The 17,683-nt window shown below is 61.3% G+C and carries 13 protein-coding genes and 1 pseudogene; 4 read left to right on the top strand and 10 right to left on the bottom strand.

Annotation, left to right across the window (positions count from 1 at the left end; genetic code table 11):
• Positions 1 to 9: 9 nt before the first annotated feature.
• The 6 genes from KAK09_RS10495 to KAK09_RS10470 all read right to left on the bottom strand — a co-directional run bounded on the left by KAK09_RS10495 (position 10) and on the right by KAK09_RS10470 (position 8,271).
• Complete coding sequence (locus KAK09_RS10495) at positions 10 to 1,026, bottom strand: branched-chain amino acid ABC transporter permease (RefSeq protein WP_210878888.1); 1,017 nt, start codon at positions 1,024 to 1,026, stop codon at positions 10 to 12.
• Positions 1,027 to 1,029: 3 nt separating this feature from the next.
• Positions 1,030 to 1,740 carry an ABC transporter ATP-binding protein gene (locus KAK09_RS10490; RefSeq protein ID WP_210878887.1) on the bottom strand — a complete coding sequence of 237 codons (711 nt, stop codon included), beginning with the start codon at positions 1,738 to 1,740 and terminating at the stop codon, positions 1,030 to 1,032.
• Complete coding sequence (locus KAK09_RS10485; RefSeq protein ID WP_210878886.1) at positions 1,733 to 2,524, bottom strand: ABC transporter ATP-binding protein; 792 nt, start codon at positions 2,522 to 2,524, stop codon at positions 1,733 to 1,735. The genes KAK09_RS10490 and KAK09_RS10485 overlap by 8 nt, the downstream gene beginning before the upstream one ends.
• A gap of 128 nt (positions 2,525 to 2,652) precedes the next feature.
• The gene (locus KAK09_RS10480; RefSeq protein WP_210878885.1) at positions 2,653 to 3,834 is read right to left on the bottom strand and encodes an ABC transporter substrate-binding protein; all 1,182 of its coding nucleotides are present in this window, start codon (positions 3,832 to 3,834) and stop codon (positions 2,653 to 2,655) included.
• A 232-nt stretch (positions 3,835 to 4,066) separates the two neighbouring features.
• Positions 4,067 to 5,314, bottom strand: coding sequence for a hypothetical protein (locus tag KAK09_RS10475; RefSeq protein ID WP_210878884.1), 1,248 nt, complete (start codon positions 5,312 to 5,314; stop codon positions 4,067 to 4,069).
• Positions 5,315 to 5,592: 278 nt separating this feature from the next.
• Positions 5,593 to 8,271, bottom strand: a complete 2,679-nt coding sequence (locus KAK09_RS10470) for a cation-transporting P-type ATPase (protein WP_210878986.1) — start codon at positions 8,269 to 8,271, stop codon at positions 5,593 to 5,595.
• A gap of 246 nt (positions 8,272 to 8,517) precedes the next feature.
• On the opposite strand from KAK09_RS10470, the gene KAK09_RS10465 reads away from it, so the two are divergent.
• Both KAK09_RS10465 and KAK09_RS10460 read left to right on the top strand, forming a co-directional pair.
• Complete coding sequence (locus tag KAK09_RS10465; protein ID WP_210878883.1) at positions 8,518 to 10,338, top strand: PHA/PHB synthase family protein; 1,821 nt, start codon at positions 8,518 to 8,520, stop codon at positions 10,336 to 10,338.
• Positions 10,339 to 10,684: 346 nt separating this feature from the next.
• Entirely contained in the window at positions 10,685 to 11,770 is a 1,086-nt protein-coding gene (locus KAK09_RS10460; protein WP_210878882.1) for a Hint domain-containing protein, read from the top strand.
• 80 nt (positions 11,771 to 11,850) lie between these two features.
• Here the strand turns inward: KAK09_RS10460 and KAK09_RS10455 are convergent, their stop codons facing one another.
• A complete protein-coding gene (locus KAK09_RS10455) occupies positions 11,851 to 12,057 on the bottom strand; it encodes a hypothetical protein (protein ID WP_210878881.1) in 207 nt (68 codons plus the stop codon).
• A 101-nt stretch (positions 12,058 to 12,158) separates the two neighbouring features.
• Here KAK09_RS10455 and KAK09_RS10450 point away from each other — a divergent pair, with 101 nt between their 5' ends.
• Positions 12,159 to 13,532, top strand: a complete 1,374-nt coding sequence (locus KAK09_RS10450; RefSeq protein ID WP_210878880.1) for an ethylbenzene dehydrogenase-related protein — start codon at positions 12,159 to 12,161, stop codon at positions 13,530 to 13,532.
• A gap of 2 nt (positions 13,533 to 13,534) precedes the next feature.
• On the top strand, positions 13,535 to 14,089 hold the full coding sequence (locus KAK09_RS10445; protein WP_210878879.1) for a DUF2231 domain-containing protein: 555 nt from the start codon (positions 13,535 to 13,537) through the stop codon (positions 14,087 to 14,089).
• Between the two features lie 166 nt (positions 14,090 to 14,255).
• On the opposite strand, the pseudogene KAK09_RS10440 reads toward KAK09_RS10445, so the two are convergent.
• From KAK09_RS10440 to KAK09_RS10430, 3 genes and pseudogenes are all read right to left on the bottom strand, one after another.
• Positions 14,256 to 14,459, bottom strand: a pseudogene (locus KAK09_RS10440) (transposase); the annotation flags it as partial.
• Between the two features lie 51 nt (positions 14,460 to 14,510).
• Positions 14,511 to 16,337, bottom strand: a complete 1,827-nt coding sequence (locus KAK09_RS10435; RefSeq protein WP_247651169.1) for a TRAP transporter permease — start codon at positions 16,335 to 16,337, stop codon at positions 14,511 to 14,513.
• A gap of 144 nt (positions 16,338 to 16,481) precedes the next feature.
• The gene (locus KAK09_RS10430) at positions 16,482 to 17,417 is read right to left on the bottom strand and encodes a TAXI family TRAP transporter solute-binding subunit (RefSeq protein ID WP_272491259.1); all 936 of its coding nucleotides are present in this window, start codon (positions 17,415 to 17,417) and stop codon (positions 16,482 to 16,484) included.
• Positions 17,418 to 17,683: the final 266 nt, after the last annotated feature.

The raw sequence follows: 17,683 nt of genomic DNA, 5'->3' as shown, positions 1-17,683 counted from the left end.
ACGGAATGCTCACAGCGATTTTCCCCTGAAGATGCCGGTTGGCCGGAACAGAAGCACGATCACCAGAATGGCGAAACTGACAGCGAACTTGTAATCCGTCCCCAGAAGCTGCACGAGGCTGTCGGGCGCCCACCTCTCGGGTAGCCACCAGGTCAGCACTCGCTTCCAGGCATAGGTCACGGTTACCTCGGAAAAGGCGATGACAAAGCCACCCGCGATCGCGCCCAACGGATTGCCCAGCCCCCCTACCACCGCGCTGGCAAAGATCGGCAGCAAAAGCTGAAAATAGGTGAAGGCCTTGAAGCTCTTGTCCAGCCCGTAAAGCACCCCTGCCGTGGTCGCCAGCGCGGCGACGAGGATCCAGGTCACGGCCACGACGCGCTCGGGGTTGATGCCGGACAGAAGCGCCAGATCCTCGTTGTCGGAAAAGGCCCGCATGCTCTTGCCGGTCCGCGTGCGGTTGAGAAACCAGAACAGCAGCGCCACCGCTACCGCGGCCACCACCAGCGTGATCGCCTGTGTGGTGCGGATTGCCAGCCCCTCTTGCAGGCCGGTCATCTCGCGGAACTCGCGCACTCCGATGATGAACCGCCCGCCATCGGCGAAATTGATGTCATTGACCCCGATGCCCGGAAAAAACCGTGTCAGCGCGTTCATCACGAACATCACCCCCATCGAGACCATGACCAGCACCACCGGCGCCGCCTTTACCCTGCGATAGAAGCGATAGACCATCCGGTCCGTCGCCAGCACCAGCGCCGCCGTAATCGCGATTCCGGCCGGCAACGCGAGAAGCGCGGTCGGCAAGGAGCCAAAGCTGACCCCGAGGCCGGTCAGCCCCCAGGTCACCAGGATCGTTGCCGCCGTGCCGAAGGCCATGGTGTCGCCATGAGCGAAATTTGAGAACCGCAGGATCCCGTAAACCAGCGTCACCCCCAGGGCACCAAGCGCCAACTGCGCGCCATAAGCAGCGCCGGGGATGAAGACAAAGTTGAGAAAGGTCACCAGACCGTTGAGAAAATCCACCCCTCACCCCCCCAGAAAGCTGCGCCGGACCTCGGGATCCGCCAGCAGCGCCGCCCCGGTATCGGTAAAACGGTTGGCGCCCTGCACCAGCACATAGCCCTTGTCGGCGATCTCCAGCGCCTGGCGCGCGTTCTGTTCGACCATGAGGATGGAAATTCCGCTCCGGGCCACCTCGATGATCCGATCGAAAAGCTCGTCCATCACGATGGGCGAGACACCCGCCGTCGGCTCGTCCAGCATCAGCACCTTCGGTTGCGTCATCAACGCACGCCCCACCGCAACCTGCTGACGCTGCCCGCCCGACAGTTCCCCGGCGGGCTGGCTGCGCTTGTCCTTCAGGATCGGGAACAGCTCATAGACCTGCGCCATGGTGTCCTGGAAATCGTCACGCCGGATGAAGGCGCCCATCTCGAGATTCTCCTCGACCGTCATCGAGGTGAAGATGTTGGAGGTCTGCGGCACGAACCCCATACCCCTGAGCACCCGCGCCTGCGGCGTCAGCCCGGTGATGTCCTCGCCCGCCAGCCGCACCCGCCCCTTGCGCAACCGCAGCATCCCGAAGATGGCCTTCATGGCGGTGGACTTGCCAGCCCCGTTCGGCCCGACGATCACGGCAATCTCGCCCGGTTCGACGGCGATGGTGCAGCCATGCAGGATGTCCGCCCCGCCATAGCCCCCCGTCATCGCCTCGCCGATCAGGAATGGCTCAGCCATGGGTGGCCTCCTTCCTGATCCTGTTCTTCAATCCGGTGCCGAGATAAGCCTCGATCACGCGCTCGTCATTCCGGATCTCGTCCACCGTGCCCTGTGCCAGAACCTTGCCCTCGGCCATGCAGATCACCGGATCGCAAAGCCGGGCGATGAAATCCATGTCATGTTCGATCACGCAGAACGTATAGCCGCGCTCGCGGTTGAGCCGGATGATCGCATCCCCGATCGTATTGAGCAGCGTGCGGTTCACCCCCGCCCCCACCTCGTCGAGAAACACGATCCTGGCATCGACCATCATGGTGCGCCCCAGTTCCACCAGCTTCTTCTGCCCGCCGGAAATCTGGCCAGCCTTCTCATCGGCAATGTGGTTGATGGTGAGAAACTCCAGCACCTCGTCGGCCCGGTCACGCAAGGCCCGTTCCTCCTCGGCGATGCGACCGCGCCCGAACCAGGTGTTCCAGAGCCGCTCTCCGGACTGGCCTGAGGGCACCATCATCAGGTTCTCGCGCACCGTCATCGAGGGAAATTCGTGCGCGATCTGGAAGGTCCGCAGCAGCCCCTTGTGGAACAGCGCGTGCGGTGGCAACCCGGTGATGTCCTCGCCCGCCATCATCACCTTGCCGCTCGTTGGCGGCAAACGCCCCGCGATCACGTTGAACAGCGTGGTCTTTCCGGCGCCATTGGGCCCGATCAACCCGGTGATCGATCCGGCCGCAATCTCCAGCGATGCGCCATCCACAGCGTGAAACCCGCCAAAATGCTTGTGCAGGTCCTGCACAGATATCATCTCACTCTCCCTGTCGGGCCATCCGATCATCGCGACGAGGCCACGGCCGGTTGCTCCTGTCCTTTCAGCACGATGCGGCCCGGGACACACCCCGGGCCGCATCCTCAGCCTGCCGCTGCGGCAGGCAATCAGCGAAACCCGACCGTCTCGAAACTGCCGTTACGGATTTCATACTGGCGATAGCTGCCGGCGGATTCGCCCGGCCCGATCAGTTCCACCGCCGAGGCGCCGACATAGTCGATGTCCACCCCTTGCGCGATCAGTTCGAGCGCCTTGCCCAGCTCTCCGGGCAGAATCAGTTCGCCGGGAGCATTGGCAACCTCCATGACCTTGCCGGCCCAGTCGGTCGCCTTGCTTGTCCCCGCCGACGCCATTGCCAGCAGGATCAGCGCCGCCGCGTCATAGCTTTCGGGCGCAAAGGCCGAGGTGCCGTCAAAACCGGCTGCCGAGGCCAGTTCCTGGAACCGCGTCGCCCCGTCGGAATCCGTGCCCGGCACCGCCCCGAACGATCCGTCCAGTTCCGCGCCGATCGACTGGATCAGGCTGTCGCCATACATCCCGTCCACAAGATAGAAGGTCTCGAAGGCACCGCTGTCGATCGAGGCCTGGATGACCCCCTTGCCGCCCTGATCGACATAACCCGCGACCACCAGCATCTCGCCACCGGCCGAGGCGAGCGCGCCCACCTCCGCCGAATAGTCGGCCTTGCCGTCCTCGTGCGGGGCGTTGATCGTCACCTTGCCGCCCCTGGCCGCAAAGGCCGCCGCAAAACTGTCGGACAGTCCCTTGCCATAGTCGTTGTTGGTATAGGTCACGGCGACCGACCCGATGCCCTTTTCCGCCAGGATATCGGCCATCACCTCGCCCTGGCGCGCATCCGAGGGCGCGGTGCGGAAGAACAGCCCGTCATCCTCGGCGGTTGACAGCGCCGGCGAAGTGGCCGAGGGCGAGATCATCACGATCCCGTTCGGACGCGCCACGTTCTGAAGGATCGCCCCGGTCACGCCAGAGCAGTCGGCGCCCATGATCGCGTCCACCTTCTCGGAGGTGACGAGCCGTTCTGCCGCTGCCACGGCCGCCGCCGCATCGACGCAGGTCGAATCGCCCCGCACGGCCGTGACCGCCCCCAGGGCGAAGTTGCCCGAGGCGTTCACCTCGGCGATCGCCAGTTCCGCACCCGCCCCCATCGCGGGCGTGATTGATTCCAGCGGGCCGGTAAAGCCCAGGATGATTCCGATCTTGACATCCTGTGCCAAAGCCCCGCCTGCCAGAGCGAAAGTGGCAGTCGAGGCGAGCAAGAACTTCTTCATGTTTGTTTCCCCTGTTGAGGACCTGCCGTCATTGGAACCGCCAGGTCCGGTTTTGTTACCGATCAGGTCAGCCTGTCCTGATGGCACAGAATTGACAATCCTCGGGCGTCGCGCAAGATCAACTGGCACCCCGCGAGAAAACTCTCGACATCTTGAGGACGCCGCCACCGGACAAACCGGCACCCGGATCAGACCAGCCCCCTCGATCTCGTGCAAGATCGGGCAGTCAATATCAGACCCATGAGCGGGACCGAAACAACTTTACCCGGCGGACAATAACCGAAATAAAATAAATCGCCGCAAAAACGTAAATCATTCTTGTGCCAGCGCGCAGATTATACTGGAGCAAAATAAGAAGGGGAAAAACAAAGAAGCAGAAGCAGACAATTCGATCAATTAAATCATCCTTTGCCTTTAGATACGATCTTATCAACAGGAATACACTCGAAGTTATGAACACGATCAGAAGATAAATCGGCAGCCCAAGAGATAAAACCGCATAACCGAATCCCGGGTAGGGTATATTCTTTCTAAAGCGCATGAATGCATCATATTCAAATGTGCGATCATACAAGAAAGATGGCACCGGAACAACAGAGTAAAAGAACCAATCGCCTCCTGCCTCTACAGTGGAAAACATCTCTCCGATAAGAATAAAGGAAAGATTAAGAATGTAATTTAAACCCAGAATCAAGTTTTGCAATACATCGAAAAAATGCGTGTTGATATATGCGTCAAAAACGGAAACAAGCCCACCTTGATCGTTCACCCGTAAAATCATTGTGATCGCCAAAGAGTAAAGAGAGAAAATAATAATGAGCATGAACTTGAATGATCCAATTCTGCGCAGAAGAAAAAACCTTGCACTCGCGTAGATAACAAGAAGGATGACTGCTGACCTGCTGCCAAGTGCGGCAAAGGCGATAAATAGTGAAATCAATACGAGGCGCCTGAGTGTTGTCACCTTTATGAACGGCAGCAAAGCCGCAGACAAAAAGAACGAAAGTTCTTCAAATCGCATCCAACCGTGCTCTGCCGATTCCAAAATGAAGCCATCTCTGGACACAAGATCTGAAACATTGCCTGACAGAATGATGAAAAAAACGGGAAGCATGCAGAACATGACTCCAGGCAAACCAAGGGAAAAATTCATTGGCCTCCACCCACTCTCCTCCTCGAGTCGCACAGCTGCGTTGCTCAACGACTGCCTTGGCCTGTAGAAAACCATGAAGGCCAATCCGACGGCGATAAAATGTGCGCTGAAAGCTCCCATGGCATATGCGTAACTAGCGTGGTCGGATACGCGATAGTAAGTAAACGGAACAAATGATCCAAATGAAAAAATAAATACTGAAATTATGAAATACCCGCCAAACACTACCGGAACGAAAGTAATCGCCGCAGGTAAAAAATACCTCTTTACATAAAACCCCGCAAACAGGGCGACCACCAACAGGTAGAACAGAATCCCGAACGCCATTATCTGCCCCACCTTTGGGAGTGTCCCTGAATGCTCATTTGTGGCCGCCCTTTCCGCCCTGTCGATGGCACCGCGTCTGTTGTCCGGGATTCGCACCGCTCGGGGTTACGCCGTCCCTTCTGTCACGAGGCGCGATGTCGAGGCACGGGAATGACGCGGAATCTTTCCAGACAGCCGTATCCGCCCCTCTCTACCACAAAGCCGACGCATGCGAAAAGGGTTGAATCCACTCGGGGCACCACACGTCCTGCGGTCATCACCGGCGATGTTCGGCACCGTTAACCCCGCCGAAACGCAAGGCGCATCTGCTTTTCCGTTTCAATGAGGGCAAAGAACACGATACCCACGCCGATGATCAGCGCCCCATCGAACAACGCGACGTTCCGGGTGCCGAAGATGATCTGAAGCGGCGGGAGATAGGTGATCGCGACCTGCGCCACGACCACGACACAGATGCAGGCCCAGACCACCGGCGTGCCCCGCACCCCGACCCATGTCAGCGAGGTGCCGTGGATGTTGCGGATGAAGAAGAGATAGAAGATCTGCAGCACAACCAGCGTATTCATCGAGATGGTCTGGGCCAGCGAGACCGGATAGCCCTTGTCGATCGCGTAGAAATACATCCCGAAAACCGCCATCAGGATCAGCCCGGAGACGAGCGCGATCTGCCAGACCAGCGTGCCCGACAGCAGCGGCTCTCCGCGGGGGCGTGGGGGGCGGCGCATGGTGCCCGGCTCTGACGGCTCGAAGGCCAGCGCAAGGCCAAGCGTGATCGCGGTGATCAGGTTCACCCACAGGATCTGCACCGCCGTGATCGGCAGCGCCATGCCGGCGAAAAGTGCCACGATGATGGTCATTGCCTCACCGGCATTGGTGGGCAGGGTCCAGCTGATCACCTTCTTGATATTGTCGTAGACGGTGCGCCCCTCGCGCACCGCCGCCGCGATCGAGGCGAAATTGTCGTCGGCCAGCACCAGTTCGGCCGCCTCTTTCGCGGCTTCGCTGCCCTTGAGGCCCATCGCGATTCCGGCATCGGCGCGCTTGAGAGCCGGGGCATCGTTCACCCCGTCGCCGGTCATGGCCACGGTCAGTCCACGCGCCTGAAGCGCCGTGACCAGCCGCAGCTTGTCTGCGGGCGAGGTGCGGGCAAAGATGTCGGTTTCCACGGCCGCCTGGGTCAGGGCGGCATCGTCCATCGCCTCCAGATCGGCCCCGGTCAGCACCCGGTCACTGTTTTTCAGCCCGATCTTCCGGGCGATGGCACGCGCAGTGGCGGCGTGATCGCCGGTGATCATCTTCACGCGGATACCGGCAGCATGGCACTCGGCCACGGCGTCGATGGCTTCGTCGCGGGGCGGGTCGATCAGGCCGATCAGGCCGATCAGCGTAAGTGTTCCCTCAAGATCGCCGGGATCAAGGCTGCCTGCCGCCCCATCCATGTCCCTGACCGCGACCGCGATGACCCGTTGCCCTTCGGCGGCGAGCGTCTCGACCTGCGCATGCCAGTCCGCCGGTTCGAGCGGCCGGGTGCCGCCGTCCCGCGCGCGCTGGTCGCGGCAAAGCGCCAGAATGGCCTCGGGAGCGCCCTTGACATGGGCGATTGCAGCGCCGCCGGGATCGCGGTCGAGCGTTGCCATATACCTGTGCGCGGCGTCAAAGGGGATCGCGTCGATGCGTTGCCAGCCCTCGAACGGGATGTGGCCATTACCGGTGATCTTGCCGGCCAGCGCCTTCAGCGCGCCCTCCATCGGGTCGCCCTCTGCCTGCCAGACATCGTCACGGTCATGCAACACCGCATCGTTGCACAGGCCCGCCACGCGGGCGATCTCGGTCAGCACGGGGTGGTCGTCTGGTTCGCACGCGCTGTCGCTGTTGCACAGGCGCAGCGTCCCATGCGGGGCATAGCCTGAACCGCCTACGCCAAAGCTGTCTCCTGCCACCACCAGCGCGGCCGCCATCATCTCGTTGCGCGTCAGCGTGCCGGTCTTGTCCGAACAGATGACCGAGACAGAGCCGAGCGTTTCTATGGCAGGCAGGCGCCGGATGATCGCGTTGCGCCGCGCCATCGCCGTTACCCCGACGGCAAGGGTGATCGTCAGCACCGCAGGCAGGCCCTCGGGGATCGCCGCGACGGACAGCCCGACAACCGCCATGAACAGATCAGCGAAGGGCATGTGCCCGACAAAATGTCCGTAGGTCAGCACAAGGGCGGCCACGATGAGGATGAAAACGGTCAGCCAGCGCGCGAACCGGTCCATCTGCGCGACAAGCGGCGTCGTCAGTTGTTCGATCCCGCCCAGCATGGTGCTGATCCGCCCGATCTGCGTATCCGCGCCGGTGGTGGTGATCACGCCACGGCCCGTCCCGGTTGCGACCAGCGTGCCGGAAAACAGCATCGACCCCTGATCGCCAAGGCTTGCCTCTGTCGAGACCGGCGCGGTGTCCTTGTCAACGGGCACCGATTCGCCGGTCAGGATCGCCTCTTCAGCCTTGAGACCGCGCGCCTCGATCAGCCGCAGATCGGCAGGCACGCGGTCGCCCGCCTCGACCAGCACGATATCGCCCGGAACCAGATCGGCGGCGTCCAGACTGCGCCGCCGCCCGTCGCGCAACACGGCGACATGCAGCGCCAACATCCCGCGAAGCGCCGCCATCGCCTGTTCGGCCCGCCCTTCCTGCACAAAGCCGATGATGGCGTTGACAAGGACCACCGCAAGGATCACCCCGCTATCCGTCCAGTGGCCAAGGACTGCCGTGACCGCCGCCGCGCCAAGCAGAACGTAGATGAGAATGTTGTGAAAATGTCCGAGGAACCGCAGCACCGGATTGCGCGTCGGCGGCTCTGGCAGGCGATTGGGGCCATGTCTGGCCAGCCGCTGCGCCGCCTCGTCGGAGCTTAGCCCCGCTGCGGTCGCGCCCAGTTCCCGAAGAACGAGCTCGGTGGTCTTGTCATGCATGATCACGCTGGGGTTCCGTCTGACTGTACCCGACCATAGATAACAGTTTCAGGCGGGGATTTGATCCAAATCAGGGGCCGGACGCCGGAAAAAGGCGAGAGTGTCAGGCATATGCAGGCCGACACCCGCGCCGATCCGCCGCCCCCGCGCCTTGCGCAGCTCCGGTTGCACGTCAGCCCTGCCGGAAACCGGAACCGCTCAGGCCCATCACGCTTATCGCCCGAGACAAAGGGAGCCCGTCGCCCCATGACCCGCAAGACCCGCTCGAAAACGCAAGGCCCGCCCGCCCTGCCTGCGGTGGTGCCGCCGGTGCGCCCCCCTGCCCCGACAAAACCCACGGACGCGCCGAGATGCCATCCCCACGCGACCCTCGACCGCAGCGCGATGGCAAGCCTGGCGCGGTTGACCGCCGGCATTTCCCCTCATGCGATGTTGGAGGCATGGAGCGACTGGGCGCTGCATCTGGCGCGCGCGCCGGGGCGGCAGTTGGAATTGATCGAACGGGCACAGGTCAATGGCACGAAGCTGGCGCAATACACGATGGCGCGGCTGGCCGGGTTAGCTGCGGACAAGCCTTTTCGCCCCGGCCCCTACGACACACGCTGGTCGCACGAAGGCTGGGAAAAGGCGCCCTTCGCGCTCTGGCAGCAGGGTTTTCTGGCCACGCAGGACTGGTGGGTGACCGCGACCTCGGAACTGCGCGGGTTGCGCCGACAGAACGCCCAGCGCACCGGCTTCGTGATGCGGCAGCTTCTCGATACGGTGTCGCCTGCGAACTTCCCCGTGTGCAACCCGGAGATCATTGAAAAGACGCGCGCGACCCACGGCCGCAATCTGATCGAAGGGGCCGCGCATTATGCCGATGACGCCCGCCATGTTCTCGCGCAGGAGCACCGGCCCGTGCCCGAGTCCTTCGCGCTTGGCAAGGTGCTGGCCTGCACGCCCGGAACGGTGATCTATCGAAACGAACTCATGGAGTTGATCCAGTATGCCCCCACCACCCCAAAGGTAAAGGCCGAGCCGGTGCTGATCGTCCCGGCCTGGATCATGAAATACTATATCCTTGATCTCTCGCCCGAGAATTCCTTTATCCGCTGGCTGGTCGGTCAGGGCTATACGGTATTCTGCATCTCGTGGCGCAATCCGGGGGCCGAGCACGCGGGGCTGTCGCTCGAGGATTATCGCACCAAAGGCATCATGCAGGCGCTGGAGGTGATCAATACCGTGGTGCCGGGGCAACGGGTCCATGCCAACGGCTATTGCCTCGGCGGCACGCTTCTGGCGATAGCGACGGCGGCGATGGCGCGCGACGGCGATGCGCGGCTGGCCTCGGTCACGCTGATGGCGGCCCAGGTGGATTTCGCCGAGGCGGGGGAACTGCTGCTTTTCCTCGACGAAAGCCAGGTCGCCTTTCTGGAGGATCTGATGTGGTCGCAGGGCTATCTCGACCGCCCACAGATGTCGGGTGCCTTCGCGGCGATCCGGTCCGAGGATCTGATCTGGTCACGCGCGGTGCGCCGTTATTTCCTGGGAGAGCCGGACCTGCCCACCGATATCTCGGTCTGGGTCAACGACACGACCCGGATGCCCGCCCGGATGCATTCCGAATATCTGCGCGGCATCTTTCTGGAGAACCGCATCTCGGCGGGAAGGTTCGCCGTCGAGGGGAGGGTGATCGCGCTCAAGGATATAGACGGACCGATCTTCGTGGTGGGCACCGAAGCCGATCACATCGCGCCGTGGCGCTCGGTCTACAAGACCGCGCTTTTCACCGATTGCGACATGCATTTCCTGCTGACGAAAGGCGGACATAACGGCGGCATCCTGACGGAACCCGGGCACAAGGGGCGCCACTACCGCATCGGTCATCGCCCGAGCGGGGCGCATTACCGCGACCCCGATACATGGCTTGCCGCGCACGAGCCGCGTCAAGGCTCCTGGTGGCCGGAATGGGCCCGCTGGCTCGGTCGCCACAGCGGCGGGCCGGTGCCCGCGCGCGCGCCCGGAAACCATCCGTCATTTCCCGCCCTCGACGATGCGCCGGGGCGCTATATCCACCAGATGTGATGATGGGTGGCCGCTCCGGCACGCCCCGGATACGACCGGTGCCGGATGGACCGAAACGTTGCCGCAGGGTTGCAACACTCCGTGCGCGCAATCCAGGGATGCCGGATTCGTGGAGCCCTGTTGCCTGTGGTCGTGATCTCGAAGCGGCGACATCAAGAGCGAAACCATGTCGTGTGCCGCCCCTTATCCAGCCCATAAAGCTTGGGGGAACTCGGCCTGAGGACGCGGGCCGATCCCCGCAGATTGTCCTTTTTCTTGCCACAATCATCGGGATAAAATAAACAAGGTTTAAATAAAAACGAGACGGTCGAAGCGACCGCTCACGAGGCAAGTTGATCAGGTAAAAATGAGCAGTTACTACGTTCGAACAGATAGCAGCACGGCCAACAACCCGGCGATCAACCTCACCGGGGAACCATCTTTCGAGATCACGTTCGTTGCCGAAACTCAATCCGGCGATCAGGGTGATCTTTGGCTTGGCGGCGCGCCCGACCCGAATACGCAGGTCGCGATCAATGGCCAGACATACAGCTTCACGGTAAACTGGTCTGCGACCCTGCCTACGAATAACAGCAAAGGCGCCAATCAGGTTCCAGCCCAGTTCCGGGGCGAGGATGTCATGCGCATTACCGTGCACGATTACCCCGCTCCCGGCGAAACCACCTCTCTTGTCTTCATGCCCTTTCAACAGGCATCCGCGGCAGACATGGACAGTTTCAGCCTCGGGCGGATCGACGTTGAGAATCTGAACACGGCCCCCGATCCCGTGCCGGTCTGCTATGTGGACGGCACCCGACTTGAAACCGTCAACGGCCCTGTGGCCGTCGAGAACCTTCGGGTCGGAGACCTGTTGATGACCAGGGACGATGGTCCTCAGCCAATCCGGTGGATCGGGTGGACGCGTCACACCTGGCCTGGAACTGCGGAAAAACTGCGCCCGGTGCGTATCCCGGCCCGATCGCTTGACGGGACTCTGCCGCATCGCGACCTGATGGTTTCGCCTCAGCACCGCATGTTGCTTTGCCGCCAAAGCTTTGCGTTCGTGAATGACATCGAAGAATACTTCGCCCCCGCACTCAGCCTTGAGGGCTATTGTGGCATCGGTCGGGACACCTCGTGCCAAACGGTCAGATACTATCATGTGCTCATGGCACGCCATTCCATCCTGACGGCCGAAGGCGTCCAATCCGAGAGTTTCTTTCCCGGCCCAATGGCCATCCGCAACCTGAGTCTGGGACACCGTTTTCAGATAATGGCCTTGTTTCCGGAACTGGCTGCGGACCCGATCAACGGATATGGTCCGCTTTGTCGGCCAACCCTGACCAAACGGCAGGCCATCGAAAGGCTCTGCGCGAACACGGATATGACGGGCCATGTGGCTCTCAGGGTACCGCAAGCGGCAAGGCCCATGCTGATTGCCAACGCGAACTGACCCGCGCAACCTTGCCCCGGCTTGAAAGACTTTGGAGCGACCGGAACCCAAAAGCCTTTCAAGATCAGGACGTGTTGCGTTCAATCGGTCTCACATCCTGCGGCCTTGAAGAGATTGCGGCACTCTTTCTCGGTGAGGATATCGCAGACATGACCGGCACCGCACCAGAGGTCATTCCATGTCCGCGCAGCCGCGCGCCGGATAAGCGACTTGTGCCTTGCGAAGGCCATCTCGATTGATGTGTGGATGGTCCCTGCTCCGGCCGGCGTCGCGATGACGATCTCCATCACTGTTGATCCGGATCAAAGATAGATTAATCAAAGAGGAACATTATGGCTCGTGTTCGCGACGAACGGTTCACGGATCCCGTACAAGGAGGGTAAGAACAATGAACAAGTATCTTTTACCAGGAGCATCCGTGCTCTTTCTTGGTGGGTTTCTAATCAGTTGGGTCACGCATGGCACGGGCGTTGTAGTCAACGATCCAGAGCGCAACATCAGCATTCCCGAGACATTGACCGTGCCCTTGCAGGTGCAGGCCGCTTACAACAACGACACGATGTTCTTTCGGTATCGCTGGCCTTCGGACAGGGCCGGCATCTTTCATGATGTTCTGGTCTATCAGGACGGTGAATGGAAGCGCCGCGGCAACGCCGTGCCGGGTTCGAACCCCGACGGTCTGCATGAAGATCGTGTAGCGATGATGCTCGATGACGGGTCGGTGCCGGAATTCGGTCGCTACGGCGGCTATATCACGGTCGGCGCCGGTCTGGAGGGGCTGACCAATGAGGCCCCGGAGGAAGTCACCAAATACCTGCCCGCAACGCGCAACAGGCTGGGCGCATGGGACGATGTTGCGCCCGAGGATGTGCAGGCACGGTTGCGTGCGGCAGGGTATTTCCTCGATCTGTGGCACTGGCGCGGCGGGCGGTCGAATCCGCTAGGCTATTCCGATGACCAGAACGTCGGCATCGAGCGCGCCGGCGACGGCGGACGCTCCAGCTATGGAACCAACTGGAACAAGGACCTGTCGCAACCCAACGTGATGTTCAATCCCGAAGTGGTAGGCTTTGCCGCGCTGCGCTGGGATGACATCATGGCCGGAAATGTCACGCAGGATCAGGTCTATGCGCTGACCCCTGACGTCACGGTTCCGTTCGACCCCGATCATGCCTGGCAGAATGGCGATGTCATTCCGCGCCGGACCCTGCGCCAACCCGAGGGTTCGCGCGCTGACATTTCCGCGCCCGGAAAGGGGCGCTGGGCCGATGGCTACTGGGACGTGACCCTGGCGCGCGCGCTCGACACCGGGGCACCGGAGGATGACAAGATCCTGCGCGATCTGGGCATGTACGACGTGGGGTTTGCGATCCACCGCGATGCGACCGGCGGACGCTGGCACTATGTCTCGCTGCCGCAGAGCCTGGGTTTGGGCCGTGACGCCGACATCACAGCCGAACGCTTTACCGGCAACCGGCCGCAATGGGGGAATAACTGGAGCGAAGTCACGTTGTTCTACCCTGGGCAGGTCACATGGCCCTTGCTGAACTCCAAGGCCCACGCAGGCGCGGAAGGTATCGCCGAGGGGGTGCCCGTTCGCTACCGCCACAGCCCGGAACAGTTGACCAATTATGGCATCGAGATCGAATTCAATGATGAGATCCGGCGTCAATGGCTGCTGACGCTTCTGGCCGGTGTTGTCTTCATCGCAGGGTTCGGTGTCGCGCTGAACCGCTCTGCCACTTCAAACAAAGGAGCCTGAAAATGGCCGCCTATCACGTTGTTCTCGTTCACTTTCCCATCGCGTTGTGGCTGTCGTCGGCACTGTTGATCTTTCTGCGGGTCGTCAATGACGGTCCGTTGGGTCGCGGCGCGGATCGCGCCTTGCCGTTGTTTCTGTTACTTGGTGTTCTGTTCGGTATTATCGCTTATGTGGTCGGGCTGCTGGTCTGGGACTGGGAGGCGCTGTCCTCAAGCCCCATGGGACGCAACCACATGCTGACGGCAACATGGTCGCTGGCCTACTTTGCCCTGCTGGCGATCACCCGCCAGGTGCAGGGTGAAGCACTTTGGCACGGCACAACGCGTTTCGTGATGCTCATCCTGTCTGGCATCGGCGTCATACTCGTGGGTATCACGGGCACCCTCGGCGGGCACCTGGTCGGTATCTACACCGACGTCGGAAATGTGCTGCGCATGCTCGGGTGGGAAATCTATTCCACCTATTATGTTCCCAATCTCACCGTCGCCTTGCTGATCGTCCTGGCGGTTGTCATGGCAGGGCTTGGCCTGATGGCGGGACGCAAGCAATCGGCTTGATCCGGGCAACGGGGCCGCTTTGGAAGGTGGCCCCGTTATCATGACAAGGCTGAAGGCAATCTGGCACGGAAATCAGTTTGCCTTCAGTCCAGGCGCAAGCGGCCGCTGACCGCCGCGCTGGCAAAGTTCGACGCCTCTCTGTAAGGCGCTGATTTCGGCCGAACAGGCGCATATCATACGCGCCGTCAGCACTCGCCGATCCGATGTCCTGATCGGACGGGGTTTGGTCGAACAGCTCTGGCAGCATGGGCGCGTCACCGATGTTGCTGCTGGTGACCTCGACCGCGCGGACCTCCAATGTTTTCCCGTCGATACCAATGTGTATCTCGCGCCAAATGCGCTGCTACGAACCGCCATGTTTGCGGGCGTGCCCGGTCCTCCCTCGATTTGTGTGGCGATTTTGAAGTTGGTTAAAGATCGTTCAGAACACGAGAATAAGCGCCAAACCCGCTGGCAAGGCAGGCACTCGCAAGGCTTCGAGCAGAGGCTGGCGCGCGGCGCCGATCACCGCGAAGCTGATCAGCCACAAGCCCAGCGCAATCTGGGCCATGGTCATCAATGCCGCGATCGGATCTCCCGCCAGGTTCAGGATCTCGGGATTGGCCACAAAGCCCAGCGGGATGACGAACAGCCCAACCCCGAGGCGCATCGCATTGCCCGCAACCGGCAACCATGGCGTCTTCGCAATGGCCGCCGCAATGAATACGTTGCCGCAAACCGGCGGGGTAATCGTGCAAAGCAGGGCATACCAGAACACGAACAGATGCGCTTGCAGGTCAGGCAAACCCATTCCCATAAGCGCTGGCGCGGCGACGGCAGCGCAGATCACATAGGCCGCCGTCGTGGGCAGTTCCATGCCAAGCACAAGTGCGGCCAGGGCTGTCAGAAGCAAGGCAATCCACAACCGCCCGTCCGAGGCCGAGAGGATCAGCGAAGTCAGCTTGATCCCGAGCCCGGTCATGTTGAACACCCCCACGACGATCCCCGCACAAACGATGACCGCCGCGATGATCGCAACCTGTTGCGCCGCCGTGACCACTGCAAGCAATGTGCGACGATACCACCCCCGCAACGACAGTGACCCATTCGCCTCGAAGATCAGGGTGATCCAGGTCACGATGGTGGCAAACACCGCCGCATAGGCAAGGGTGTAGCTGGTGAACACAAGTGTCCCGACCAGGATCGAGAAGGGCAGCAGGAAGAACGGCATGGACCGTGCGACAACCGCCCAACCGGGCAGCGCATCCCTTGGCAAGGCGGTCAGATTGGTGCGCAGCGCATAGACATGGACGCCGAACCACGCCGCCATGAAGAACAGGATCGCGGGCAAGAGGGCTGCGACCATGATCTCGGTGTAGGGGACGCGCACCAGTTCTGCCATCACGAAGATGCCTGCCCCCATCACGGGCGGCAGGATTTGTCCTCCGGTCGAGGCCACGGCCTCGGTCGCGGCGGCCAGTTGCGGCGGATAGCCAAGGCGTTTCATGGTCGGGATTGTGATCATTCCGGTCGACGCCGTATTGGCCGCCGCCACACCGGAAATCGAGCCATAGAAGGCCGATGACAGGATCGCCACCTTGGCCGCCCCCGCGCGGGCGCGGCCCGCAATCTGGGTGGCGAAGGCCATGAACCCCGTTCCCGCCTGTCCCGCCGAAATGAACCCGCCCAAAATCACGAACATGGCGATGGTATCGACCGAAGTTCCGGTCAGCGTGCCCCATAGCCCGCCCTCGGTTATGGTGAGCGTGCCGAGCAAGTAGTCCGCCGGCATACCCGCATGGCCGAACTTTCCGGGAATAAATGCGCCGAAAAACGCATAGGCCAGCACGATTGACGCCACAGCGGGCAAAACGATCTTGATTGCCCGACGCGCCATTTCCAGAACCACCACAATCAGCGCGCTAGCCAGGACGATCTGGACCGGGCCACTGAGCGCCCCATATTGCTGAACAAGATCGCGCCGGTTGAGCATGATCAGGGCGCTGACCGTCAAGCCGACAGCAAGGAACGCCCAGCCCGACCAGTATGCGGCCCGCCCCTGCTGCGCTGCCGCGCCCAGAACGAATATCCAGGGCAATGCCAAGGCGAGATGTGCCGGCCGGGTGATCAGGTTTGGAATAAGTCCGGCAAAGGCGTTCCACATGTGAAACCCGACCAACAACACCGCCAACCCGATCGCAATGACACCGAAACGGTGGCCCTCCATCTCGACCGTTAGCCAAGTATCAAAAAACGACGGACGCTTCATCGAGTCTCCGATGTCGGGTATCGAGGCGGAAGCGACACAGCTCGACCTCGCGCATGCGCATTACAGGGAAAGGGCGCGCGCTGACGTCGTTTGGCGCGCGCCCGGATCGTGCATGTCACTCTGCTACAGCCATGGAGTACAGGCTCAGGGCATTTCCACGCCATGTTGGGCGTAAAACGCCACAATGCCTTCGTGCAGAGGTGCGCCCAGTTGCGGCACCAGATCGGGTGTTACGCCCGCCCACCATGGGTTCGTGTCAGCCATGTCCGCGCGCTGCGTCCAGAAGGCTGATACAATGCTCAGCGCAGTGTCATCGTCCATATTGGTTGCATAGGCTCCGACGGGGACAGCCATGGTCGCGATTTCATCGTCCACCCCCGCATAGGTATTGGCTGCAACAGTCACCGCGCCAGCCCCGGGGTTGGCCGCTATGATCGCCGCTCGCTCGTCTTCGGTGAAGGACAGGATACGCACGGGGAGCGTGGCGGCCAGTTCCTGCACCTGCGGCGTCGGATGAGCCGAACAGGTCGCGTAGCCGTCAACCTGGTTGTTGCGCAAGGCCGCGGGTGCGCCTGACAGTTCCATTTCGGGTGCAGTCACGCTGTCAGCAATGCCCAGCGTCTCGAAGATCGAGGCCACCTGGCGTTGACAAAACGTTCCCGTGCCGCCCGAGATAAAGCTGCGTCCGGACAGATCAGCGACGCTGTGAATATCGCTGTCACCGCGGACCACCAGATGAATGGTGATGAAAGGCATCGGGAAAAGCGTACGAATACTATCGAAATTCCCCTGCTCGAACGGGGCTTTCCCAGCTTGTGCATCGGCAATCAGGTTCGGAGGTGTGGTGAACAGAAACGCGCCAGGCCGCCGACCTGCTTCGGCGACGTTCTGGACAGAACCCTGGCTTTCCTCGACAGTTGGCTGGATTGCGCCATCGGATTGCGCGCTGAGCATTTCACCCAGTTGCACCATCATGACGTAATAAGAGCTGGTCGAAGAGGCTGATTTCAGCGTCACGCGTGTTTCAGCGCCTGCCACAGACGCCAGCGTCAGGCTCAGGCCCATTGTGGCCGCCGTCATATACATCGACTTCGCAAATCTTGTATTGATCACTTCGGTCTCCCCCCTTTGTCTTTTATGGTGCAAACGCTTCAATCAGAAGCGCAGAAGAACAGCTTGACCTGCATTTGACAAGTCCAGCCAATGCGCTTGCGTGCATTGTGGACGGCCCGGCTTCCAAGTTGGCCGCGCTACTGCCTGCATAATTGAGGATCCGCGCTGGTTTCGTGCTCTGGTATGATCAAGCGCGAAGGACTCGGGCACGGGCCGGTGCTCCTGCGCAAGAA

It is taken from the genome of Roseovarius autotrophicus (assembly GCF_018069895.1).
In the GTDB taxonomy this organism is placed as follows: Bacteria; Pseudomonadota; Alphaproteobacteria; order Rhodobacterales; family Rhodobacteraceae; genus Roseovarius; species Roseovarius autotrophicus.
Note: the sequence above shows the minus strand (reverse complement) of the source record. Positions and strands in the feature narration are given on the sequence as shown.